Raw genomic sequence first — 22,999 nt, 5'->3', positions numbered from 1 at the left:
TTACACCCCCGCTGTGGACGCGATTGCCGCGCTAGCGTCCGTAGTCGTGGTGTTCTCTGCCGTCCCGTTCGACGTGCTCGCGTACCAGTCCTCGTAGGCGCCCTCGTCCATCACGAGGACTGTGGCGTCCATGAACGAGTGGCCGGCGCCACAGAGCTCGTAGCAGTGCGCCTCGTAGGTTCCGGGGCTCGACGCCTCGAGCCACGTGTCCGTCCGTTCACCCGGTATCGCGTCGGCTTTCGCCCGCAGTTCGGGGACGCCGAAGTTGTGGAATACGTCCGACGACGTCACTGTCAACTGGACGCGCCGGTCCTCCGGGACGCGCAGCGTGCCCCGCTCTGAGTAGCCGTTCGGGTAGACGAACTCCCAGTAGAACTGGTGGGCGACGACCTCGACCTCGAGCGGGTCCTCGTCCGCCGCCGTGTCGGGACTCTCCACGTAGAGCAGCGTGAAGTACGTCCACGAGATGAGCGAGATGACGATGATGGCGCTGAGCGCGAAGGAGACGAACAGCTTCCGGCCGCCCCCGCTCCCCGACGGTATCTCACCGACAGCCGGCCGATCCGCGACGTCCCCGCGGTTCGACGACGCGCGGTACTTGTACGCCTTGTGCAGCATGTACGCGATGACGACGATGCCCACCAGCGTCCCCAGCAGGAGGAACACGACGTATATCTGCTCGAAGACGTACGAACGCGTCCCTCGAGGCACGAGTGACGAGAGCACCACCCCCCGGAGTGATGTGCCAAGGATTAGCATGCGTAGTATGTAACGAATTTTCGTATGTGTTTACCCCGAGGACTCGACGGATGGCACAGCGTGAGTCCGTGAAATCATCTCGTTGTCTCGGACAATGCGCTTGAGCTTCTCGTAGGGATTGCGTCCCTGCTGGCGCGATGTCGCCAGCAGGGACAGCAACGTCTCGTGAACGAACATCCCGCGGTCGTTGCGGAGCGTCCCGATGATTTTCCGGAGAACAACCGGCTCACGAAGCGCATTCTCCGCAGCGTTGTTCGTTGGCGAGACTGCTGGCTCACCGATGAAGGTGAGCCAGTGGTCGATCCCTCCTTTGATCTTCCCGAGCAGTGTTGCCACTGGGTCGTCGGTAGCTGAGCACCTAACGAGCGATTTGAGTCCGTTCTGGCTTGATCGGTGCATCTGTGCTCGCTCACGAAGGCTCGGGTCGGTCTCCAGCCACGACTGGAGACCGACGTACATTTGCGTGAGATGCCGGTGAATTGGCTCTCCGTCCTCGTACTTGTCAGCGACATCTTCCGCTTCGCGGAGAATATGTGCCCAGCACCGCTGGAGGTTGCTGGTGAATGCCGGATATGCCGTCCACCCATCGCAGACGACCGTTCCCGCGAAGTCCTCGCCGAGGACTTCTACGGGAACATCGCTTCCGCGACTCTCTCTGACCGCGTACAGCGTGTGCTCGTCCGTCCTGAACGTCCACATCCACGCCTGTTCGCCGTCGCGTTTGATTCCCGTCTCGTCGATGTGAACAACGTCAGCGTGCTGAATCCGTCGGCGGATCTGTTCGTATTCACAGCGACCGGCGCGCGCAGCGCGCTCGGTCGCGTGCCACGCAGATGCACCTGAGAGTTCGAGGCCATGCAATTGCTCGAAGCGGTCGGCGATCTTCCGGTAGGGGAGGCGGTGATCGTATCTGGAAAGAGCGGCTTGGGCGATGACGTTCACCCCGAACTGCCCCTCGTCGGGGCAGTCGGGGTGTGAAGCGACAGTCTCGGCTCCACAAGAGTAGCACTCGTAGTGATGGCGGTTGTACTGTGTAACTTCGGGTGGCTGTGGATCCGGGAGTTCCTCGACGAGTCGGGGGCTGACGCCCGCCGACTCGTCGAACCCTTCGCCACACTCCGGACAGCAGTCACAGGTAACGTCGATTTCTCGATCTGGGTCAGGTGCGGCTCGCCACTCAGGGTCGTGTCCGGGCTTTCGACCCGGTGTCCCACCGTCAGTACGTGGCTGTTCGTCGTCCTCGTCCGCATCGGACGAGGACGACGACTCCTCTTGGTCTGACTGGTCCTTGCTCGGTGGTGTATGCGGTCCCTCGTACCACCGGAGCTTAGCTCTGAGACGTTTGTTCTCTTCGCGGAGTTGCTGATTCTCTTGCTTGAGGTTTGTTTTCTCCTGCTCAAGTTCATCAACGCGATTTTCGAGAGCAGTGATCCGCTCAAGCAGTTGCTCCACTTTTTCGTCAGCGACCATCACAACTCTCCTCGGTCAGTGCAGACGACGCGGGACGGTCTCCCTGCCGGAGACCGTCCCTCGGAGAACACCCTGTCGTCTGCATTGCTCTACTGTTGGGTCAGGAGCAACTTACGAGAGAGTGGCGAAATCGTTCTGGGGGTAAACACGTACGAATTTTCTTCGCATACACGTAAATATTCGGTCCGAAAACACCGCTTCGAGGGTAGTCGCCGCTGCACATTTGTCGTTCGAGCCACGAACGGAGGCAGGTAGCCCCGTGGCTCGATGCAGTCGGCGGCTGAACTACTATGTCGAACGCTGGACAACCACCACTATGGTCCAGGACACGCCGACTGCAGACGGCCCCAGTGACCTCGTGTTTCACCGACTAAACACAGAAAGGGAGGAGCCCGCCGTCGAAGTAGCGGAGGTGGTCGCGGAGTTGGAGGGGGTCGACCCGACCGAGTTACCGGCAGTGCACGGCACCATCGACCACCTCCTCACCCACCTGTTCGAGGACCCGCCGTCGGCGGACGCCCAGGCCAAGGTCCAGTTCCACTACGCGGGCTACCAGATAACCGTCCATCAGCACGGCGGGGCGACGTTCCTGCGCCTCGACTGACCGGCCGCTGGCTACGTCGATTGTAGTAGACGCAAGGCGGTTCACACTGAATCGGCGTCCGGCGGTGCTACTCCATCTTCTCGCTCACGCGGATGTCGATGCCGCCGTCGCTCCAGACGGCGACCGTCACGTTGGTGGGGTTGAACTGGACGGATATCTCGATGTCGTCGTCGCCCGTGTCGGTGAACAGCATGTCGATGGCCTCCGGATTGACGTGCTCGTGCAGGCCGAACTCGTCGTTCTCCAGGGTGGCTTCGTGGTGGGCCTCGATGGCCTCGTAGATGGCCGTACTGAGCGGGACGCTCTCGTCGTCGGGGTAGTACCGTCGACGCTCGGCGTGTTCGTCCACTCCTGCCATGGTCGGACAGTTGGACGCCCAGGCGTAAATCGTGTCTGGCAGTGGGCTGTCGCGGTGGGCGTCAGCGTGAGTTCGCAGTGAGCGTTCTCACTGCGGAGCCGGCTCGGTGGCGGTGTCGAAGCCGGCCCGCTCGGCCGCTGCGTCGAGCGCGTGTCTGGTGTAGACGCCCAGGAGCTGGCGGCGGAACGCTGGCGACGCGTCGATGCCGTCCCGCAGCTCGTTCTCGCTCAGTTCTTCGCCCGCACGGGCTGCCGCTGCCTCCAGTGCGGACGCCGATACGTCCGCGCCCTCCAGCGACTCCTCGACGCCCGGGAGGCGAACCGGGTGTTCCACTGCGCCGTTGACCGCGACGCTCGGCGACGTGACGACGCCGTCTTCGACCTGGAGTGACACGGCGACGCCGACCACTGCGTACCCCAGGGACTGTCTCGCTCGTTTCGCGTACGCGCCGACCCCCTGTTCGCCCTGCGCTTCGACGTCGAGATGCGTGACCAGTTCGTCGTCGGCGAGCGTCGTCGAGAACGCCCCCGAGAAGAACGCCTCGGGGGCTATCTCTCGTTCTCCGTCAGGCCCCCGGACGACGATGGAGGCGTCGACGGCGAGCGCGGCGGCCGGCAGGTCCGAGGCGGGGTGTGCCTGGGCGATGTTCCCGCCGACGGTGCCGATGTTCCGGACCTGGAGGTCGCCGATGTTCTTGGTCGCCTCGGCGAACGCCGTCGCCTGCTCCCAGACGGCGTCCGACTCGACGACGTCGACGTACGGGGTGAGCGCCCCGATACGCAGCCCACTCTCGGTCGCTTCGATTCCACGGAGCGCGTCGATTCGACCGATGTCGACCACGACGTCTGGCGTCTCCTCGCGTGCTTTCAGCCGCGGGACCAGACCGTGCGCACCGGCGAGAACCGCGGTCTCTCGGCTGCGGTGTTCGTCCAGTAACGAGAGTGCTTCGTCGACCGTCTCTGCACGGTGGAAGTCGAAGTTCTCGGGGTACATCAGTCGTCACCCCCGTTCGACTCGTGGATGGCAGTCCAGACGGCTTCCGGCGTCAGCGGCATGTCGATGTGAGAGACCCCGAACGGTTCGAGGGCGTCGACGACGGCGTTGACGACCGCCGGCGGTGAGGCGATTGCGCCCGCCTCACCGACGCCCTTCACGCCGAGCGGGTTGTGCGGGCACGGCGTGACGGTCGAATCGGTCTCGATGGTGGGTATCTGGTCGGCGGCCGGCACGGCGTAGTTCTCGAAGGAGTCGGTGCGGAGATTCCCGGTCTCGTCGTACTCCGCTCCCTCGTAGAGCGCCTGTCCGATTCCCTGTGCGACGCCGCCGTGGACCTGCCCCTCGACGACCCGTGGATTGATCTGGGTCCCGACGTCGTCGACTGCGACGTAGCGCTGGACGTCGACCTCCCCGCTCTCGGGGTCGACTTCGACGACGGCGACGTGGGTGCCGAACGGGTAGGTGTAGTTCTCCGGGTCGTAGAATGCGGTCGCCTCGAGGCCGGGTTCCATCCCGTCCGGGAGGTTGAACCCGGTGTACGCCTCCCGAGCGATCTCCTGGATGCCGACCGCCCTGCTCGGCGCACCCGCGATGGAGAACGTGCCGTCCTCGAACTCGACGTCCTTTGGTGTCACCTCGAGTTGGTGGGCGGCGATCTGCCGCGCCTTCTCGACGACCTTCCGGCTGCTGGAGACGACCGCGCTCCCACCGACTGGGCCGCTACGGCTCCCGTAGGACCCCCGTCCCTCGGGGGTCTGGTCGGTGTCGCCCTCGACGATCTCGATGTCCTCGTAGTCGACCCCCAGTTCGTCCGAAACGATCTGTGCGAACGTCGTCTCGTGTCCCTGTCCGTGGCCAGACGTACCACAGAAGGCGGTTACGGTCCCGGAGGAGTTGAACCGGACCACCGAACTCTCCCAGAGCCCGATCGTGGAGCCGAGTTCGTCGGCGGTCCGAGACGGTCCGATACCGCAGGCCTCCACGTACCCGACGATGCCGATGCCGAGATACCGGCCTTCCTCGCGGAGTTCCGCCTGGCGCTCGCGGAGTTCCTCGTAGTCGACCTTCTCGAGCGCCGTGTCGAGGGAGTGCTCGTAGTCGCCGCTGTCGTAGGTGAGCCCGACGCCGTTGTCGAAGGGGAACTCCTCGGGCTGGATGTAGTTCTGTCGTCGGAGTTCGACGGGGTCCATTCCAGCCTCGCGGGCGCCGAGGTCGACGAGTCGCTCGACGAGGAAGGTGGCCTCTGGGCGGCCAGCCCCGCGGTACGCGTCGACCGGCGCCGTGTTCGTGAACGTCCCCCGGACGCGGCAGTGCACGTTCGGGATGCCGTACTGGCCGGGGAACAGACAACCGTACATGAAGGTGGGCACCGCCGGCGCGAAGAACTGGAGGTAGGCGCCCATGTCGGCGTACGTGTCCGCGCGGATGCCGACGATTGTGCCGTCCTCGGCGAGCGCGATTTCGCCCTGTGTCTCGTGAGCGCGGGAGTGACACGCCGCGTGGTTGTCCTCGCTGCGGGTCGCCTGCCACTTCACCGGGCGGTCGAGCTGCATCGAGCACCACGAGACGATCGCCTCGTCCGGGTAGTGGTAGATCTTGTTCCCGAAGCCGCCGCCGACCTCGGGCGCGATGACGCGGATCTTGCTCTCCGGAATCCCGAGCGTCTGCGTCGCCAGCAGCGTCCGGTGGAGGTGTGGGTTCTGGGTGGTGAGCCAGAGCGTCAACTCGCCGGTGGCGGAATCGTAGTCCGCGAGCGACGCGCGTGGCTCCATCGCGGACGGAACGATGCGCTGCTGGGTTAGGTCGATGCTCGCCGTGTACTCCGCCGACTCGAACGCTTCGGCGGTGCTCGCTTCGTCGCCAATTTCCCAGTCGAAGGCGAGGTTGTCGTCGACCTCGTCGTGGACGACTGGTGCGTCGTCGTCGGCAGCCTCGCTCGGCCCGACCGCCGCTGGGAGTTGCTCGTACGTCACGTCGATAGCGGTGGCGGCGTCCACTGCCTGGGCGGGGGTATCACCGACGACCACTGCGACCGGCTCGCCCTGGTAGCGGACGGTGTCCGTCGCCATGATTCGCTGTGGGGGTTCCTCGAGTTCCGGGAGCTTCCACCCGGTCTGGATGTTGTTCGGGATGTCGCTGTCGGCGACGTCCTGTCCCGTGTAGACGGCGTGGACCGAGTCCATCGCTTCCGCCGTTGCCGTGTCGATGTCTTCGATTCGGGCGCGGCCGTGCGGACTCCGGAGTATCGCGGCGTGCGTCAGGTTGCGGCGGTCGATGTCGTTCGTGTACTCGCCGCTGCCGGTGAGCAGGCTCATGTCCTCCCGGCGCTCGATTGGGGAGCCGACGAGCGATTCGCGCTCGTCCGTGCTCATCGGTCGTCCTCCATCCGGGACTGCGCTGTACCGACCGCTTCGACGATGTTCTGGTAGCCGGTGCACCGACAGAGGTTGCCGTCGATACCCTCGCGAATCGCCTCTTCGTCGAGCGATTCTTCGCTCTCGATGAGGTCGGTGCTGGCGAGAAGCATCCCCGGCGTACAGTAGCCACACTGGAGACCGTGTTCCTCCTTGAACGCCTCCTGGATGGGGTGGGGCTCGCCGTCGGCTCCGAGCCCTTCGACAGTCGTGACGGCTCGTTCGTCGGCCTGCGCGGCGAGCAGCGTGCAGGACTTGACAGCCCGCCCGTCGAGGTGAACAGTGCAGGCGCCACACCGACCGCTCTCGCACCCGATGTTCGCCCCGGTGTATCCGAGTTCGTCTCGGAGCGCGTGCACGAGAAGCGTCCGCGGTTCGACCGTGAGTTCGTGTGCGGTTCCGTTCACCGTCAGTGAGATGTCGAGTGTCGTCATAGTGGGTTTCGCCCGTGTAACGGCCGAATTTCGCGTGGTCTCGAACTGCCAGCACTACTCTTCGCCGTCCCATGGTGTTCCGGAGGCAGTCCGCCCCCGTGTGTCAAACTCTACCAAGACGTCGGGCGGCCACTGCATATGTATTGTGGTTGGTTCTACTCACTCGAAGAAAAACAAACAGCGTCTACGTTAGTTAGCGTAGTTAGAACAGGGTCCGAAATTATTGAACGGGTTGGATATCCAGAACTGGCAGGTTCTACGACTCAAGTTTGGTCGACTGGTCGCCGACGCGGCGTCCTCGTCATTCTTCGCGGCTCGTCGAGCCCCATAACGTCGGTACGCATGCGGTTCTCGCTGGGTGAAGTTCGGTAGAAGTGGGGAGTGCCAGATTATGAACCAGTGCAAGACGTGCTCGCTTCCCTGCGCGCGCCTTGCAGGGTTCAAATCCGCAACCCCATTCACGCCACGACGGCGCGTTCCGCGACACAAGCGCCGCTGACCGGCGTGAGTGAGTTGAGAAGTGGGTTGGGGCGGATTTGAACCGCCGACCTCCTCCATGTCAAGGAGGTGTCATAGCCTGACTAGACCACCAACCCGCGTGGCCTTCGGCGCATCTCACCGTAGTCCGGGGGTATAGTTGAAGGTTTCGAAACGGGGAACCGAGCGCCGACGGCCACGACAGGGTTAAGTAGTTGTACAGACTTGTACACTGTAACCCGGAATAGAACATCGATGTCCGATATAAACGAGTACACCGAGCGCGTCGCAGACGGCGAGGACCTGAGTCTCGCCGACGCTCGCGACGCCGTCACGCGAATCTTCGAGGACGCAACGGACGCCCAGATCGGCGCGCTGCTCGTGGCGCTCCGCGCGAAGGGCGAAACGGAGACGGAGATCGCGGGGTTCGCGCGAGGGATGCGCGACGCCGCACGCACCATCGACCCGGACCGCGAACCGCTCGTCGACACCTGCGGCACGGGCGGTGACGACTACGACACTATCAACGTCTCCACCACCTCCACGCTCGTCGTCGGCGGCGCAGGCGTCCCCGTGGCCAAACACGGCAACTACTCCGTCTCCTCCTCCTCGGGCAGTTCCGACGTCCTCGAGGAAGTTGGCGTGGACCTCGACGCCGACCCCGAATCGGTCGAGGCACTCGTCGAGGACCACGGCATCGGCTACATGCACGCGCCGGCGTTCCACCCCGCGATGAAGGCCGTCATCGGCCCGCGCCGGGAACTCGAGATGCGGACCATCTTCAACCTGCTCGGCCCGCTCACGAACCCCGCGGGCGCGGACGCCCAGGTCGTCGGCGTCTACGACCCCGACCTCGTGCCGACGCTCGCCCGCGCGCTCTCGCACATGGACGTCGACCGGGCGCTCGTCGTCCACGGCGACGGCCTCGACGAGTTCGCGCTCCACGGCCCCTCGACCGTTGCGGAGGTCGACGGCGACAGCGTCGAGGAGTACACCGTCACGCCAGCCGACTTCGGGCTCGACGAGGCGCCCATCGAAGCCGTCTCTGGCGGCACCCCCGAGGAGAACGCCCGCGACCTCCGCGGCATCGTCTCGGGAGACGTCACCGGCCCGAAGCGCGACATCATCCTCGCGAACGCCGGCGCCGCCATCTACGTCGCGGGCGAGGCCGACTCGCTCGAAGCGGGCGCCGAGCGCGCACGCGAAGCCATCGACTCTGGCGACGCAGCAGAGACGCTCCGGACCCTCCAGGGAACCCGCACGGCGACGCAATGACGCGCGTGAAGATCTGTGGGCTCACGGACGAGGCGGACCTGCGAGCGGCCGCCGCGGCTGGCGCCGACGCCGTTGGGATAATCGCCGACGTGCCCGTGGACACGCCCCGGGAGGTGGCCGTCGAGCAGGCCGCAGACCTGGTCGCCGCGGCGCCGCCGTTCGTCACCACCGTCCTCGTGACGATGCCCGACGCACCCGAGCACGCGGTCGAACTCGTCGACCGCGTGAACCCGGACGTCGTCCAGTTGCACGGCGACCTGCCGGTCGGCGACGTGGCGTACGTCGCGGCGAACGCGGACGCGGGCGTGCTGAATTCCGTCGACGCCGCGAACCCCGACGCCGGCCGATACGACGACGTTGTCGACGCGCTGCTGGTTGACTCCGTGGACGGCGACGGCGCGGGCGGCACTGGCCGCACCCACGACTGGGAAGCGACCCGCGAGTTCGCGGCGTCGGTCGACTCGCCGGTCGTCCTCGCGGGCGGACTCACGCCGGAGAACGTCGCGGACGCCGTCGAGGCAGCCGACCCGTTCGCCGTGGACGTGGCCTCCGGCGTGGAGGCTGCCGGCGGTGAGAAGGACCACGACGCGGTCAGGGAGTTCGTGGCGAACGCGAAGGCCGACCACGCGGTGGTCGAATCGTGATGGACACCACTCGCTCGGCGTTCAGCGACCTCGCGGGCGACGGGCCGGCGGTCGTGCGCGTCGCCGCGACCCTCGAAGCCGACGTCTCCCCGCTCACTGCGTACGACGCGCTCACCGAGGGGGACTACGGCTTCCTGCTGGAGAGCGCCGAGAAGACCGCTGCGAGCGACCCGGACGGCGCGTTCCGCCCGTCGAGCGCCTCCGAGAACCGCCACGCCCGCTACTCCTTCGTCGGCTACGACCCCGCCGCCGTCGTGGCCGTCGGACCGGACGGGACCGACGTCGAGCGCCTCCGTGACGAGCGCGCGGCCGACCTGCTCGGAACCGGCGAGGGTGACGTGCTCGACCGACTGCGGGGCGTGCTGCCCGACGTCCAGCGCCGCGGCTTCCCCGACGGGGACCGCCAGCTACTCGACGGCGGCCTCGTCGGCTTCCTCGCGTACGACGCGGTGTACGACCTCTGGCTGGAGGAGGTGGGCGTCGAGCGCCCCGAGACGCCGCTCCCGGACGCGGAGTTCGTTTTGTCGACGCGGACGCTCGTCTTCGACCGTGCGACGGGCGACGTCTCGCTCGTGTTCACGCCCGTCGTCGGCGACGAGGACGACCCAGACGCTGCCTACGACGACCTCCGCGCGGAGGCCGAACGCGTGCAGGCAGTGCTCGCCGGGGCGGAAGCCCCCGAGTTCGGCGGCTTTCGCGTCACCGACGAGCGCGCCGGCCCGCGCGACGAATACGAGGACGCCGTCGCGAAGGCGAAGGAGGCGGTGTTCGACGGCGAGGTGTACCAGGCGGTCGTCTCGCGCACGCGTGAACTCGACGGCGACGTCGACCCCCGGGGCCTCTACGCCGCGCTCCGCGACGTCAACCCCTCGCCGTACATGTTCCTGCTCTCCCACGACGACCGCACCGTTGTCGGCGCGAGTCCCGAGACGCTGGTCGCGGTCCACGACGACACCGTGGTGAACAACCCAATCGCGGGCACCTGTCCCCGTGGCGCCAGCCCCGTCGAGGACCGCCGCCTTGCGGGCGAGATGCTCGCCGACGAGAAGGAGCGCGCCGAACACGCGATGCTCGTGGACCTGGCGCGCAACGACGTGCGCCGCGTCAGCGAACCCGGGAGCGTCCGCGTCCCCGAGTTCATGCGCGTGCTGAAGTACAGCCACGTCCAGCACATCGAGTCCACCGTCACCGGGACGCTCGCAGGGGACGCGGACGCCTTCGACGCGACCCGCGCGTCGTTCCCCGCGGGCACCCTTTCGGGGGCGCCGAAGGTCCGCGCGATGGAGCACATTGACGCCCTCGAGGCCTCCCCCAGGGGAATCTACGGCGGCGGCGTCGGCTACTTCTCGTGGACCGGGGACGCGGAGTTCGCTATCGCCATCCGGTCGGCCACCATCGAGGCTGGGAGCGGCGGTGCGGACGATACCCTCCGCGTGCGTGCGGGGGCGGGCGTCGTCGCCGACAGCGACCCGGCCGCTGAGTTCGACGAGACGGAGGCGAAGATGGACGGCGTGCTCGCCGCCGTCGAGCGTATCCGCGAGCGCGAACCGGAACCGGAGGTCCAGCCGTGAAAGTCCTCTTCGTCGACAACTTCGACTCGTTCACGTACAACCTCGTGGAGTACGTCTCCGAACAGCAGGTCGACGGCGGACGCCCGGAGACACCGGTGGTGAAGAACTCCGCGAGCCTCGACGACGTGCGCGACGTCGACCCGGACGCCATCGTCGTCAGCCCCGGCCCCGGCCACCCGAAGAACGACCGCGACGTCGGCGTCACGGCCGACGTCCTGCGGGACGTGAGCCCGGACGTGCCGACGCTCGGCGTCTGCCTCGGCATGGAGGCCGCGGTGTACGAGTACGGCGGCGAAGTCGGTCGCGCCCCCGAACCGATTCACGGCAAGACGAGTGACGTCGAGCACGACGGCCGGGGCGTCTTCGCGGGCGTCGAACAGGAGTTCCCAGCGGCCCGCTACCACTCGCTGGCGTGCACGGAGATTCCGGACTGCTTCGAGGTGTCGGCCACCGTCGCGGGCGGCGACCTCCCGATGGGCGTCCGCCACCGCGAGCACCCCATTGCCTGCGTGCAGTTCCACCCCGAGAGCGTCCTGACGGGCGCCGGCCACGACCTGATTCGTAACTTCCTCGCCGCGGTGTGACCCCGGCCTGACCGCCGCCGAATCGGGGTCGCCACCGCTGGCAGCGCTACCCCGAACAGCCGGCGGTTCCCGCGCTTCCGAACCCCCCTCTTGTTCCACTGGAGGACGAAACTGAAAACACCGCTACGTCCCCGACATTTGTCGATAGATGGTTACCACTTTCACCCCGCTTTGGATGGGCTTATGACCCAGCCAGCCATACACTTGAGGCACGCAGATTCGGGCCGGTTGACGGCGGCCGTCGCGGGGTGTAGAAACACAACTACTAACCGCTCCGCGCGGTACCATTCGTCGTCAACTGCGACCCGGTGTTCGACCAATCCATGATACTCCAACCAACCACGCAACGCACTGTACCGGGGAGGGACCGTCGATGAGCTCCCACGACCTCTCCGCGGACGACCTCACGCTGCCGGTCAAGCGCGTCGACGGCGACACGCTGGCCGACCGGATGACCGACAACGCCTACCAGAACATCCTGCCCGCGCGCTACCTCCGCAAGGACTCCAGCGGCGACCCCGTCGAGAGCCAGGAGGACCTCTTCGAGCGCGTCGCGAAGAACATCGCGCTCGCGGAAGTCGTCTACGAGACGGACGAGCCGGTGACGGTCACGCCGGACCAGCTCAAACCCGACCACCCGCGCCGCGACGAACTCGCCGAGGAAGTGTTCGGTGCGGGCGTCACCCCCGAGGACGACGCCGAGGTCGAACTGACCGAAGCGAACGTCAACAAGTTCGCCTACGACACCATCGTCCCCGACCTCGACGACGACAGCGCGCGAGCGCACGTCAAGAGCATCCGCGGCGAGTTCCAGGAACTGATGGAGCGCCTCGCGTTCATGCCGAACTCGCCGACGCTGATGAACGCCGGCGACGAACTCCAGCAGCTCTCGGCCTGCTTCGTCGACTCGCCGGGCGACGACCTCACGGACATCCACCAGACCGCCAAGGAGGCCGCCGAAGTGTTCCAGTCAGGCGGCGGCATGGGGTACGCGTTCTGGCAGCTCCGCCCCTACGGCGACTCCGTCGGCTCCACGGGCGGCATCGCCTCCGGGCCGCTGACGTTCATGGAGACGTTCGACCAGATGTGCGAGACCATCGCGCAGGGCGGCGCGCGCCGCGGCGCCCAGATGGCCGTAATGCGGGTCTCCCACCCGGACGTCGTGGAGTTCATCCACGCGAAGAACAAGGACGTGAGCCTCGCGCACACGCTCCGCCTCAACGACCCCGACGACTACACGTACACCACGTTCTCCGAGGCCTTGGAGGAGGCCCGCGAACTCATCGACGAGGACGGCCGCGTGCCCAAGCACCTCCGGAACGCCGTCGAGGGCCACCTCTCTAACTTCAACATCTCCGTCGGCGTCACCGACGGCTTCATGGAGGCCCTGGAGAACGGCGAGGAGTACACGTTCACGAACCCGCGTACGGGCGAACCACACATTGCCACCGAGGAGACCAGGGAGATGTACTCCCGCTACGGGCTCGGCCACTACGTCGAACCCGGCGAGGAGCTCACCATCCCCGCCGGCGAGCTCTGGGACCGCATCGTCGAGGGCGCCCACGAGAACGGCGAACCCGGCGTCATCTACCTCGAGCGCGTCAACAAGCAGCACTCCTTCGACGTCGAGGAGCACCCCGACCACCGCATCCTCGCGACGAACCCCTGTGGCGAGCAGCCCCTCGAGGAGTACGAGGCCTGCAACCTCGGCCACATCAACCTCTCGACGCTCGCCGCCCAGAACGCGCCCGACTGGCGCGTCTGGAGCGAGCAGAACGAGTTCGACTCCCTGGAGGAGGGCGTCGAGCGCTTCCTCGCGGAGGCCGTCGACACCGAGGAGTTCGACCACCGCATCGAGATGGGGACGCGCTTCCTCGAGAACGTCGTCACCATGTCGGACTTCCCGGTCGAGAAGATCGAGGAGAAGGTCGCCGAGATGCGCAAGATCGGTCTCGGCGTCATGGGCCTCGCGCAGCTGTACATCCAGCTCGGCGTGAAGTACGGCAGCGAGGAGGGCAACGAGATCGCCCGCCAGCTGATGACGCGCATCGACCACGGATCGAAGGCCGCGAGCCACGACCTCGCGGGCGAGCGCGACAGCTTCGACGAGTGGGGCAAGTCCAAGTACGCGAACCCGACCGAGTACGCGGAGTGGTTCGAACACCACACCGGCGAGGACGCCGCGGACTGGGCGGACGGCTACCCCATCCGCAACCACAACACGACGACCATCGCGCCGACCGGCACCACGTCGATGGTCGGCAACACCACGGGCGGCTGTGAGCCCATCTACAACGTCGCCTACTACAAGAACGTCTCCGACGACGTGCAGGGCGACGAGATGCTCGTGGAGTTCGACGACTACTTCCTCCGGACGCTGGTCGACAACGACATCGACGTCGACGCGGTCAAGGAGGAGGCACAGGAGCAGATGGCGAACAACGAGTTCGACGGCGTCGAGGGCCTGGAGACGGTCCCGGACGCCATCGGTGAACTGTTCGTCGTCACCTCCGACCTCTCCGGGAAGGAGCACGCCGCGGTCCAGACCGCGTGCCAGGCGGGCGTCGACTCCGCCATCTCGAAGACCTGCAACTTCCCGAACGACGCCTCCGTCGAGGACATGGACGAGGTGTACCGCTACATCTACGAGAACGGCGGGAAGGGCGTCACCGTCTACCGCGACGGCACCCGCAGCAAGCAGGTGCTGACGACGCGCGCCGACAACGCCGACTTCTCCGGGATGGACGAGGACGAGGCAGCCGAAGCGATGGTCGAGCAGATCGAGGAGACGTTCGGCGGCATCGAGGGCTTCCTCGAGTCCGAGGAGGTTCAGGCCGAGTTCGGCGAGGACCTCCGGGACCTGTTCGCGGGCGACGAGGACGCACTCGAGGGCGAGTTCGCCGAGAAGCAGTCCCGTCCCGACCTCCTCCACGGCGTCACCCAGCGCATCGACACCGGCTACGGGAAGCTCTACGTCACTATCAACGAGGACCCCGAGCGCGAGCGGCCGTTCGAGCTGTTCGCTAACACCGGCAACAGCGGTGGCTTCACGGGCTCGTTCACGGAGGCGCTCGCGAAGACCATCTCCGTCGCGCTCCGCTCGGGCGTCGACCCCGAGGAGATCGCCGACAAACTGCAGGGCATCCGCAGCCCGAAGGTCGCCTGGGACAAGGGCGAGCAGGTCAACTCTATCCCGGACGCCTTCGGTACCGCGCTCCGCCGCTACCTCGAAGGTGACGTCGACCGCGCGGCCTACCCCCAGCAGCAACACCTCACCGAACTCACCGACGAGTCGACGGCCACCCGCGAGACCGACGGCGGTGGGGCCGACGCCGCGGTCGGCGGCCCGCAGGGCCCGGTCAGCGCGGGCGAGGGCGCTGCACAGGACGCCGAGGACGCGACCCAGTCGCTCATCGAGGCGGGCGAGAGCCCCGAGTGTCCGGACTGCGGGTCGATGAGCCTCTACTTCAGCGAGGGCTGCAAGACCTGCGAGTCCTGCGGCTGGAGCGAGTGCTGACGTAGCGCTCGTTCACGCGCTCACGGCGAATCGCTACGGCGACCACGTCTCCGTCGAAACGCAGCTACTGGCACGGGTTCTTCGTCCAGTTCGCGGGATGGAGCGACAACACACAGATGGTTACGTAGCCACGCGTGCGGCAAGAGATGTACATCTGCGGGCGTCGTCCGGGTCGTCCCGGCGGCCGTCACTACAGGTCGTCCGTCTCGGTGGGCCGCCGTGAGGTCTCGGCGACGCGGGCGCCGCTGTCCGCTTGGCGGTCCGTGAGTTCGCGCTGCGGGAACGGGATCTTGACGTCCGCTTCGCCGAAGGCGGTCTTGACCGCGTGGATGACGACCTGTGCGGCGCGCCACCTGCGCTGTGGCGTCGGATTGTCGATCCAGAACCGGACCTCCAGGAGGACCGCCGAATCGGTGAACTGCACCGGCAGCACCTGTGGGGCTGGCTGGCTCATGATCTCGTCCAGGTCGCTGATCGCCTCGAGGGCAACTGCCTCCGCGCGCTCCGGGTCGGTGTCGTAATCGACGCCCACTTCGACGGTGTGCCGGAGCTTTCCCTCGACGCTGCGGTTGATGATTGTCCGATTGTTCACGCCCTCGTTGGGCAGGACGACGTGTTCGCCGTCGAGGTTGCGTAGCCGGACGTGGTTGATCGATATCTCGGTGATGAACCCCTCGTGGTCGCCGATGCGCACCCAGTCACCCACCTCGAAGGGCCGGGACAGCATCAGCACGAAGCCGGCGAGAATCGAGCCGAGCGTGCTCTGGAACGCTAGCCCGAGGACGATACCGAGGACGCCAGCCCCCAGCAGCAGATCGCTCAACTGGATGCCCCAGAGAGCCAACGACGCGAAGACGGCGGCGACGTAGACGACGACCTGACCGATGTAGAAGAGGATGCGGCGCTGGTGTCCGGTCATCGTGCGCTCCTTCGGCCGCTCACCGAGCAGTAGCCGCTTGACGATCCGTGTTACCGCGTGGGCGGCGACGAAGACGACGACTGTGAGGAGGACGAGAATTGCCGCGTTGACGCCGAACTCGAGTGCGCCCATGATAGACAGCAGGTCGGCGGTCGATTGCCACTGCTGTACGAGGACGACGGTGACGACGACGGTAAGCGCAAGGAGGAGTCCAGCGCGGACGAGTTCCGCGTTCACCGTCCGGAAGCGGGCCTGCAACCAGGTGCCGAGGTACCAGATGCCGATTGCGGCGAGGCTAGCGACAGCGATGATTTCCAGCGTGCCGTCGACCGGGATGCTAGATTGGAGTAAGCCCAGTAGCGGGGGGACCATCTCCGGAGACTCCCTCACCCTGTTCTCTACGGTGCGCTGCCAGATAAACTACAGACGTGTTAGACGCGGTCGGGGGGTTCGGACGGTCAGGTTTCGCACCGGGTCCGCCCTGGTGGCCGCTGCGATGGATACGCCTAAACCGCTCGCGTCCGCAGCCTCCCGCATGGCCGAGGACGCGGGCGGCCCGACGTGCCCGATGTGCGAGGCGCACCTCTTCAAGCGCCACTGCAAGTACGTCTGCCCGCAGCACGGCGTCATCATGGACTGCTCGGACAACTTCTGGGTGTGACCCACAGAAGATAGAGAAGCGGTACCCACCTCGCCAGCAGTGAGGCCGCGGGACGCACCCCGCTACAGTCTCTCGGTTTCGGACGACCCGGTGATTCTCGCCCCTGTGTTCCACTCCGACGGTTCGAACAGATCCAGTCAGGCACTCACGCGCGTCTGCCGCGACAGAGCGCGACCCACCCCCGAGAACCGCGCCACGGTGTTGCTCGGTGCGGTGCTCAGGTCGTGAGTTCCTCTGTCGGTGTATCATCTCCCAGCGCTCACGACTCGGCGACTCCTATCGCTGTCGACAGGTGAGACGCCCTATCGTAACGCATTTTCACCACATTCTGAGTGAATGGCTGTAATGAGGTCAGGAGACAGACGAGGACGCCGAGACTACCTGACAGACGACGTAGTAGAATCTCTGCAATCCATTCTCGAAGACCACCAAACGTTCTCTGAAACGACTGTACGAGCAGCGTTCCGAGCGGAGTGTGAGAAGTTCGAGGAATTATTCCAGGACGATACCTCTATTTCGTCGGTTCGAGACATGGCACTCCACCAAGTCGAGCAATACGCAGAGGATGGTGAACTCCCGGAGGCCATAGACGTGCCTGACGAATAGGGCGCTGGTCGATACTGCTGGTGGTCTGCACAGCACCACACCGCGCGTGACAGAGCACGACCCCACCTCATCGGCCTCGTTCTCGTGGGCGGACGGGCGACTCCTGCCGTCTCCACTCCAGCCGTCTCCGTCGTGGGTGTCTGCGCCGTGGGAAGTGGGCTGGCCATATCGCCTTAATACGTGGCGGCCGTAGCGATTCCTCGTATGAGCGTCATCGTGGAGTTCACGATTCCTGCCACGGAGTTCCTGCTCGGGGAGGTGCTGGCGGACCCGCCGGGGATGCGCATCGAACTCGAACGGCTCGTCCCGACCAGCGATGCGGTCATGCCCTTCCTCTGGGTGCGCGGGGCCGACCACGCAACGTTCGAACAACGGGTCCGGGAGAATCCTGCTATCGGTACTGTCGACGCCCTCGACCGTGCCGACGACTGGGTGCTCTACCGCGTCGAGTGGGCCGATGAGCCGTTCAGCCTCCTGGAAATCATCAACACCAGCGGGGGCGTCATCCTGGAGGGTAACGGCGACTCCGAGTGGCAGTTCCGCCTGCGGTTCCCACACCACGATGCGCTCTCGACGTTCTACAATTTCTGCACGGAGGAGAATATCACCCTCCACATCGAGCGGTCGTACACGCTCACCGAGAAGACCCCGACCGGCCACCGGTTCGACCTCACGCAGCCCGAGCGGGAGGCACTCGTGCTGGCGCTCCACCAGGGCTACTTCGAGTCGCCGCGCCAGTCGTCACTCGCGGACCTCGCCGCCGAACTCGGGGTTTCCGAGCAGGCCGTCTCTAACCGGCTGCGCCGCGGCAACGAGAAAATCCTCGAACAAACTCTGCAGTCCTCGGCCGCCGACTTCGAGTGACCTCTCCATCCGTGCCCCACCGTCTTAAAAAAGGGTTGAGCGTTCAACAGTGATTCCTATTCTGGATTGAGGACTACACTCGTGCATGTCCACCGCCCCCCTTTCCGCGACGAAGGCTGACGCGGCGACCGTGAGTCGGTTGCACACGGCCCTGGCGAGCGAGCGGCGGCGGCTGGTGCTGGCGTACTTCGAAACCACGGACGAGGACATGGCGTCCCTGGCCGACCTCGCCACGTTCATTTCGACGCATCAGGCTGACAGCGAGCGGGAGCGCGTTCGGGGGCACCTTCGGCACGCCGACCTGCCGAAGTTAGCGGACCTGGGCCTCATCGACTACGACGCTCGCACCCAGACCAGCCGGTATTGGGGTGCTCCCTCGGCGGTCGTCGCCGAGGAGTGGACCCAGTATCTCCGAGCGACAGTGGACCCCTGATGGAAATGCTGATGTGCCGGTCGTGTGGCGAATTCGTCCGGGCCACCACGGCGGATGAAGAGTTCGTACCGATGGTAGACTCGTGCCCCGACTGTGGCGGTGTGGAGTTCATGCATAACGCCACCGGGACGATTGTCTGCGTCGACGACTGACTGCACACCGAGGGATACACCGCCGGCTGCGGGCCGTACGGACCGCACCGATCGCGCCTGCCCCACCAGTGTGGGCGTGGGGTCACTCCGCCGCCACGAATGTGGCCAGCCCGTTCTGTTCGACCGTCACCCGATACCCTCGTACGTGAACGCGACCACCACCCCGGCCTCCGGAGGCGCCACCTGGGTATACGTGTTCTACGGTGTGACATCTGCAACTTCTGGGTCTCCTGACTCACGCCCGCCGTGCCCGCCACGCGCGGTGCGCGACCGGCGTCAGAACGAGTAGCGCGGCGAGTGCGCCACCGACGAGCAGCGTCGGGTCCACCCGCGCGGCGTCCATCGTGAACGCGTTCAGCCCGCTGCCGAGCGTGACCGTCGCCACCACCCACGGGAGTTCGCCGAGCAGCGTCCCGCCGACGAACGCGCGGAGGCCGACGCCACCGGCGCCCGCTGCGGCAGAAATCGGTTCGGAAGGCGTCGGTGCGAGGCGCGCCGCGACGACGCCGCGGAGGTCGCCCGTCGCGTCGAAGTAGCGCCGGCTCCCGTCGGTGAACCGACCCAGAAGGCGGCCGTCCGCCGGGGCGCGGCGGCCGACGACGTAGGCGGGGAGGCTGGTGCCCACCGCGCCGACGAGTGCGACGGGCACACCGACGGCGACGCCGTACCGGAAGCCGACGAGCGCCGACAGCAGGCTGATCGGCCAGCCCAGGAACGGCCTGATTGCGTACAGGCCCACGAGGAACAGCAGGAACCAGGGGCTGGCGACGGCCGCGCGGAGCACGCCGAGCGCGCTGTCGGGGCGGACGGCGACGGCGACGACCACCAGCGCGGCGACCGCCGCGCCGGCCGCGTACCGTTTCATCGCCGCCCGCTATCCGGGGCAGGCGCTTATCGTTGTCCATCCGCGCAAGCGTCAAGTGCGCCGTCGACCCAGGAGTATCCATGAGCGACGGCGACGACGGCGCCGAGCACGCGGGCGACCAGGCGGCCGACCCCGTGGAACTCGGCGTGGAACTGCTCTCGAAACTGGAGTTCGAGTCGCTCTCCGTCGCCGACGCCATCGACCGAATCGAGACGGTGACCACACACCCGCGGACGACCCGCGAGATCCTCGACGCCGCCGAGGAGCGCGGCGTCATCGAACGAGAGGACGGCGAGGTGTACCCCCAGGGCGGCGCCTACGTGTCGTTCCGTTCGGAGGTGTTCACGAAGGAGGGGGAGTTCTCGTGTCGGCGCTGCGGGTCGGCGATAGCGACGGGCTACTTCGTTCGGCTAGACGCCGGCGAACTCGGCGCCTTCGGCTCCTCGTGCATCCGGAAGGTCACTGGTCGGGAATGAGCGCCCGGAGCGCCGCGAGGCGCTCGCGCTGGGCGTCGAGAACCGCCTGCTGTGCGTCGACGACCTCCCGCTGTCGCTCGATGGTCTCGGCCATCTCGGCGACCACGTCCTCCATCTCGTCGAGTTCCGTCTCGAGGTCCTCGGGCGCGACTGGCGGTTCGACCTTCGCGGCCGCCGTCTCGAAGCCGCTCGACTCGAACTCGTCGTCCTCGCCACGCTCGCCACCCGTCTCGGCGGCGGCTGCGGACCGCCCGCCCGCCTCCTCTGCGACCTGGGCCTGCGCGCCCGCCGACTCGGGCGCCCCGGCGGCTTCCTCGTCGTCCTCGCCGACGCCGCTGGTGTCGATGGGGTCGACGCCGCCGCCGAACGACACCTCGTCGGTTGCCGCGTCGTCGTCCTCGTCGACGTTCAGCCGCGCGAACTCCTCGGCGCTGGCCACGTCGTGGTAGGCGTAGACGGCCTCCTCGACGGTCTCGCGGACGTCCCGGAACTCCTCGTTCGGCGCCTTGATTCGCTGGGTGCGCCCGGTCGTCTCGAGGGCGAGCTGGCTCGCGACGTTGCCGTCCTCGACGTCGATGCCGGTGACGGCCTCGAAGGAAATCTCCTCGTAGTCCGGACCCCAGACTGCCTCGCCGATGTGCCTGACGACGCGGTCGCTGGTCACGACCAGCGTGAGTTCGCTGAACCGGTACGTTCGCTTGACGGTCTCGCCCGCCTGCGTGACGCCAGCAGCGTTCAGCACACCGGCGATGATGGGGTGGAGTACGTCGTCGAGTTTGCCCGACGGGACGGAGAACGTCTCCTCCCCGTCGAGGCCGTAGTCGAGCGTTATCTTCGCCTTCCGGCGCCCCTCGCTGACCTGGATGCCCTCGGCGTCGTGTGAGAACTCCTCGACGGTCTCGTCGCTGAGCAGTCCGTCGGCCCTGTAGATGACGGTTCGCGTCGGCGTGACGAACAGCGCGTCCTCCCCCTTCAGCGGCACGTGCGCGGCGACGTCCTCGTCCCCGAGCGACGACTGGACGAGCGCGGGTACGTTCATGTACGCCCGAAACCACCGCCTCGGCTTAAACCCGACGGGTGGCCACTGCAGATGAGAACGTTAAAGAATGGGCTCCGCCTAGCGGCAACTGCGCCCGGGTGGCTTAGCTGGTCATAGCGCCGCACTCATAGGGTTCCGAGCTTCGGTGCGGCAACCCACGCCACGTGGTTGTTCGGCATGTCCGCGAGGCCCGCCGAGCCTCGAACCTGGGACATGCGGAGATCGAGGGTTCAAAACCCTCCCCGGGCATTCTGCGCGAGACGTACACTGGAAGTGAGCCCTGGCTCTCCATCTTCTGAAGGAAACGAGTGGGCCAAATCGGCCTACATGTCAACGTACTTTGATGGGGTGGGTGCGAGCGTACGGGAGGCGTGCTAGCGGCTGACTAGCGTCCGACGCGGGCAAACTGGCCGGAAAACTCCGATATCTACGAGAAGCGTTCCGCGGGCTCGATAAAACGTCTAAACGGTTTCAAACACGTTCTAAACTGAGGTTACTTCGCGGCTGACGAACTGAATCGGGATGAAACGATTCCAACGGTCGGCCCCCTATATGGTGGCGCCGCCAGTACACTGTGATGACGAGGTGAACTCCTGATGTCAACCCCCTCCCGCTCCGCTCTCGCCGAGGCCGCATCGGACGCCGTTTCGACGCCAGCGTCCGCGACGGTCCTGAAGCCCCTCGAAGTCGTCGGCTTCTGGTCGGCCGTCGCCCTCCCGTTCCTCTACCTCCCGCTGGTCGTCTCCGGCCCGACATCGCCGGCCGAACAGACTGCGCTCGCCGGCCTGGTCGCGGCCCACGTGGTCGCGCTCCTGCTCGGCAGCCGGCACCGCACCGACGAGTAACCGACCGCGCCGTCACCCGAAGACGCACCGCTTAACACCGCCGCTCTCCTCCCGTCTCGCATGGGTCTCGACTCCGTTCCGCTCGGCCGCACCGGCCTCAAGGTCTCCGAAATCGCGTTCGGCACCTGGCGGTTCGGCCGGGAGAACGACGACGGCGACGTCGAGGTCGGCCGCGAGCGAGCGCACGAACTGCTCGACGCGTACGCCGACGCCGGCGGCCGCTTCATCGACACCGCGGACATGTACGGCGCCGGCCGCGCCGAGCAGTACATCGGCGACTGGCTCGCCGACCGCGACCGCGAGGAGTTCGTCGTCGCCTCGAAGATCTACTGGCCGACCCGCGACGACCCGAACGGCCGCGGCCTCAACCGCAAGCACCTCCGGAACAACGTCGACGAGATCCTCGACCGCCTCGGCACGGACTACGTCGACCTCCTCTACATCCACCGCTGGGACGACGACACGCCCGCACGCGAGTTCATGCGAACGCTCGACGGCTTCGTCCGCGACGGCGAGGTCAACTACCTCGGCACGTCGACGTTCGAGCCGAACGCCTGGAAGGTCGCGAAGGCAAACGAGATCGCGCGCCGCGAGGGGTACGAGCCGTTCACCGTCGCCCAGCCCCGGTTCAACGCCGTCAACCGCGAGGTAGAGGGGAACTACCTCGAGATGTGCGTGGACTACGACGTTGGCGTCGTGCCGTGGTCGCCGCTCGCGGGCGGGTTCCTCACCGGGAAGTACAGCCGCGGCGAGGAGCCCCCGGAGGGGACCCGGGGCGCCACCGACCAGCAGTTCGTCGACTCCTACCTCACCCCCGAGAACTTCGACGCCCTCGAGGAGGTCGAGGCCGTCGCGGGGGAGGTCGGTGCGTCCCCGGCCCAGACCGCGCTCGCGTGGCTGGTCCACCACGACAGCGTCACCGCACCCATCACCGGGGCGCGGACGCCCGAGCAGCTCCGCGAGAACCTGGACGCCGCGGACATCGACCTCACCGACGAGCAGTTCCAGCGCATCGCCGACGCGAAGTAGCGCTCCG

The 22,999-nt window shown here is 66.6% G+C and carries 23 protein-coding genes and 2 tRNA genes; 15 read left to right on the top strand and 10 right to left on the bottom strand.

Annotated features, from left to right (window positions below; genetic code table 11):
• Entirely contained in the window at window positions 1-759 is a 759-nt protein-coding gene (locus tag HALDL1_13060) for a cytochrome C oxidase subunit II (protein AHG04422.1), read from the bottom strand.
• 30 nt (window positions 760-789) lie between these two features.
• On the bottom strand, window positions 790-2,229 hold the full coding sequence (locus HALDL1_13055) for a transposase IS66 (protein AHG04421.1): 1,440 nt from the start codon (window positions 2,227-2,229) through the stop codon (window positions 790-792).
• Window positions 2,230-2,545: 316 nt separating this feature from the next.
• On the opposite strand from HALDL1_13055, the gene HALDL1_13050 reads away from it, so the two are divergent.
• Window positions 2,546-2,833: a hypothetical protein gene (locus tag HALDL1_13050; GenBank protein AHG04420.1), complete on the top strand. Its 288-nt coding sequence runs from the start codon at window positions 2,546-2,548 to the stop codon at window positions 2,831-2,833.
• A gap of 67 nt (window positions 2,834-2,900) precedes the next feature.
• On the opposite strand, the gene HALDL1_13045 is transcribed toward HALDL1_13050, so the two are convergent.
• From HALDL1_13045 to HALDL1_13025, 5 genes are all read right to left on the bottom strand, one after another.
• Window positions 2,901-3,191: a hypothetical protein gene (locus HALDL1_13045; GenBank protein ID AHG05345.1), complete on the bottom strand. Its 291-nt coding sequence runs from the start codon at window positions 3,189-3,191 to the stop codon at window positions 2,901-2,903.
• Window positions 3,192-3,278: 87 nt separating this feature from the next.
• Window positions 3,279-4,184 carry a molybdopterin dehydrogenase gene (locus HALDL1_13040; GenBank protein ID AHG04419.1) on the bottom strand — a complete coding sequence of 302 codons (906 nt, stop codon included), beginning with the start codon at window positions 4,182-4,184 and terminating at the stop codon, window positions 3,279-3,281.
• On the bottom strand, window positions 4,184-6,559 hold the full coding sequence (locus tag HALDL1_13035; GenBank protein AHG04418.1) for an aldehyde dehydrogenase: 2,376 nt from the start codon (window positions 6,557-6,559) through the stop codon (window positions 4,184-4,186). The genes HALDL1_13040 and HALDL1_13035 overlap by 1 nt, the downstream gene beginning before the upstream one ends.
• The gene (locus HALDL1_13030) at window positions 6,556-7,035 is read right to left on the bottom strand and encodes a carbon monoxide dehydrogenase (protein ID AHG04417.1); all 480 of its coding nucleotides are present in this window, start codon (window positions 7,033-7,035) and stop codon (window positions 6,556-6,558) included. The genes HALDL1_13035 and HALDL1_13030 overlap by 4 nt, the downstream gene beginning before the upstream one ends.
• Before the next feature lie 521 nt (window positions 7,036-7,556).
• Window positions 7,557-7,631: transfer RNA gene (locus tag HALDL1_13025), tRNA-Val, on the bottom strand.
• A 145-nt stretch (window positions 7,632-7,776) separates the two neighbouring features.
• Between HALDL1_13025 and trpD the strand changes: the two genes are divergently transcribed.
• From trpD to HALDL1_13000, 5 genes are all read left to right on the top strand, one after another.
• Window positions 7,777-8,787 (top strand): anthranilate phosphoribosyltransferase, encoded by a 1,011-nt coding sequence (gene trpD, locus HALDL1_13020; protein ID AHG04416.1) that lies wholly within the window; start codon window positions 7,777-7,779, stop codon window positions 8,785-8,787.
• On the top strand, window positions 8,784-9,431 hold the full coding sequence (locus HALDL1_13015; GenBank protein AHG04415.1) for an N-(5'-phosphoribosyl)anthranilate isomerase: 648 nt from the start codon (window positions 8,784-8,786) through the stop codon (window positions 9,429-9,431). Before trpD ends, HALDL1_13015 begins: the two co-directional genes overlap by 4 nt.
• Window positions 9,431-11,002, top strand: a complete 1,572-nt coding sequence (locus HALDL1_13010; protein AHG04414.1) for an anthranilate synthase — start codon at window positions 9,431-9,433, stop codon at window positions 11,000-11,002. Before HALDL1_13015 ends, HALDL1_13010 begins: the two co-directional genes overlap by 1 nt.
• On the top strand, window positions 10,999-11,586 hold the full coding sequence (locus tag HALDL1_13005; GenBank protein AHG04413.1) for a para-aminobenzoate synthase: 588 nt from the start codon (window positions 10,999-11,001) through the stop codon (window positions 11,584-11,586). The genes HALDL1_13010 and HALDL1_13005 overlap by 4 nt, the downstream gene beginning before the upstream one ends.
• Window positions 11,587-11,959: 373 nt before the next feature.
• Entirely contained in the window at window positions 11,960-15,103 is a 3,144-nt protein-coding gene (locus HALDL1_13000; protein AHG04412.1) for a ribonucleoside reductase large chain, read from the top strand.
• Window positions 15,104-15,293: 190 nt separating this feature from the next.
• Here the strand turns inward: HALDL1_13000 and HALDL1_12995 are convergent, their stop codons facing one another.
• Window positions 15,294-16,439, bottom strand: coding sequence for a mechanosensitive ion channel MscS (locus HALDL1_12995; GenBank protein ID AHG04411.1), 1,146 nt, complete (start codon window positions 16,437-16,439; stop codon window positions 15,294-15,296).
• Window positions 16,440-16,557: 118 nt separating this feature from the next.
• On the opposite strand from HALDL1_12995, the gene HALDL1_12990 reads away from it, so the two are divergent.
• From HALDL1_12990 to HALDL1_12970, 5 genes are all read left to right on the top strand, one after another.
• Window positions 16,558-16,683: a hypothetical protein gene (locus tag HALDL1_12990; protein ID AHG04410.1), complete on the top strand. Its 126-nt coding sequence runs from the start codon at window positions 16,558-16,560 to the stop codon at window positions 16,681-16,683.
• 345 nt (window positions 16,684-17,028) lie between these two features.
• Window positions 17,029-17,289, top strand: a complete 261-nt coding sequence (locus tag HALDL1_12985; protein ID AHG05344.1) for a hypothetical protein — start codon at window positions 17,029-17,031, stop codon at window positions 17,287-17,289.
• Between the two features lie 204 nt (window positions 17,290-17,493).
• Window positions 17,494-18,153 carry a bacterio-opsin activator gene (locus HALDL1_12980; GenBank protein ID AHG04409.1) on the top strand — a complete coding sequence of 220 codons (660 nt, stop codon included), beginning with the start codon at window positions 17,494-17,496 and terminating at the stop codon, window positions 18,151-18,153.
• Between the two features lie 85 nt (window positions 18,154-18,238).
• Complete coding sequence (locus HALDL1_12975; protein ID AHG04408.1) at window positions 18,239-18,586, top strand: hypothetical protein; 348 nt, start codon at window positions 18,239-18,241, stop codon at window positions 18,584-18,586.
• The gene (locus HALDL1_12970; protein ID AHG05343.1) at window positions 18,586-18,738 is read left to right on the top strand and encodes a hypothetical protein; all 153 of its coding nucleotides are present in this window, start codon (window positions 18,586-18,588) and stop codon (window positions 18,736-18,738) included. Before HALDL1_12975 ends, HALDL1_12970 begins: the two co-directional genes overlap by 1 nt.
• 235 nt (window positions 18,739-18,973) lie before the next feature.
• Here the strand turns inward: HALDL1_12970 and HALDL1_12965 are convergent, their stop codons facing one another.
• Window positions 18,974-19,603, bottom strand: coding sequence for a hypothetical protein (locus tag HALDL1_12965; protein AHG04407.1), 630 nt, complete (start codon window positions 19,601-19,603; stop codon window positions 18,974-18,976).
• 80 nt (window positions 19,604-19,683) lie between these two features.
• Between HALDL1_12965 and HALDL1_12960 the strand changes: the two genes are divergently transcribed.
• A complete protein-coding gene (locus tag HALDL1_12960; GenBank protein AHG04406.1) occupies window positions 19,684-20,079 on the top strand; it encodes a hypothetical protein in 396 nt (131 codons plus the stop codon).
• Here HALDL1_12960 and HALDL1_12955 read toward each other — a convergent pair.
• On the bottom strand, window positions 20,063-21,118 hold the full coding sequence (locus HALDL1_12955; GenBank protein AHG04405.1) for a hypothetical protein: 1,056 nt from the start codon (window positions 21,116-21,118) through the stop codon (window positions 20,063-20,065). The two genes, HALDL1_12960 and HALDL1_12955, sit on opposite strands and share 17 nt — an antisense overlap.
• 92 nt (window positions 21,119-21,210) lie before the next feature.
• Here HALDL1_12955 and HALDL1_12950 point away from each other — a divergent pair.
• From HALDL1_12950 to HALDL1_12940, 3 genes are all read left to right on the top strand, one after another.
• Window positions 21,211-21,367, top strand: a tRNA-Met gene (locus tag HALDL1_12950).
• A gap of 347 nt (window positions 21,368-21,714) precedes the next feature.
• Complete coding sequence (locus HALDL1_12945; GenBank protein ID AHG04404.1) at window positions 21,715-21,963, top strand: hypothetical protein; 249 nt, start codon at window positions 21,715-21,717, stop codon at window positions 21,961-21,963.
• A 60-nt stretch (window positions 21,964-22,023) separates the two neighbouring features.
• The gene (locus HALDL1_12940; GenBank protein ID AHG04403.1) at window positions 22,024-22,992 is read left to right on the top strand and encodes an aryl-alcohol dehydrogenase; all 969 of its coding nucleotides are present in this window, start codon (window positions 22,024-22,026) and stop codon (window positions 22,990-22,992) included.
• Window positions 22,993-22,999 lie beyond the last annotated feature (7 nt).

It is taken from the genome of Halobacterium sp. DL1 (assembly GCA_000230955.3).
Taxonomy (GTDB): Archaea; Halobacteriota; Halobacteria; order Halobacteriales; family Halobacteriaceae; genus Halobacterium.
This window is presented reverse-complemented; position numbering and strand designations above follow the sequence as displayed.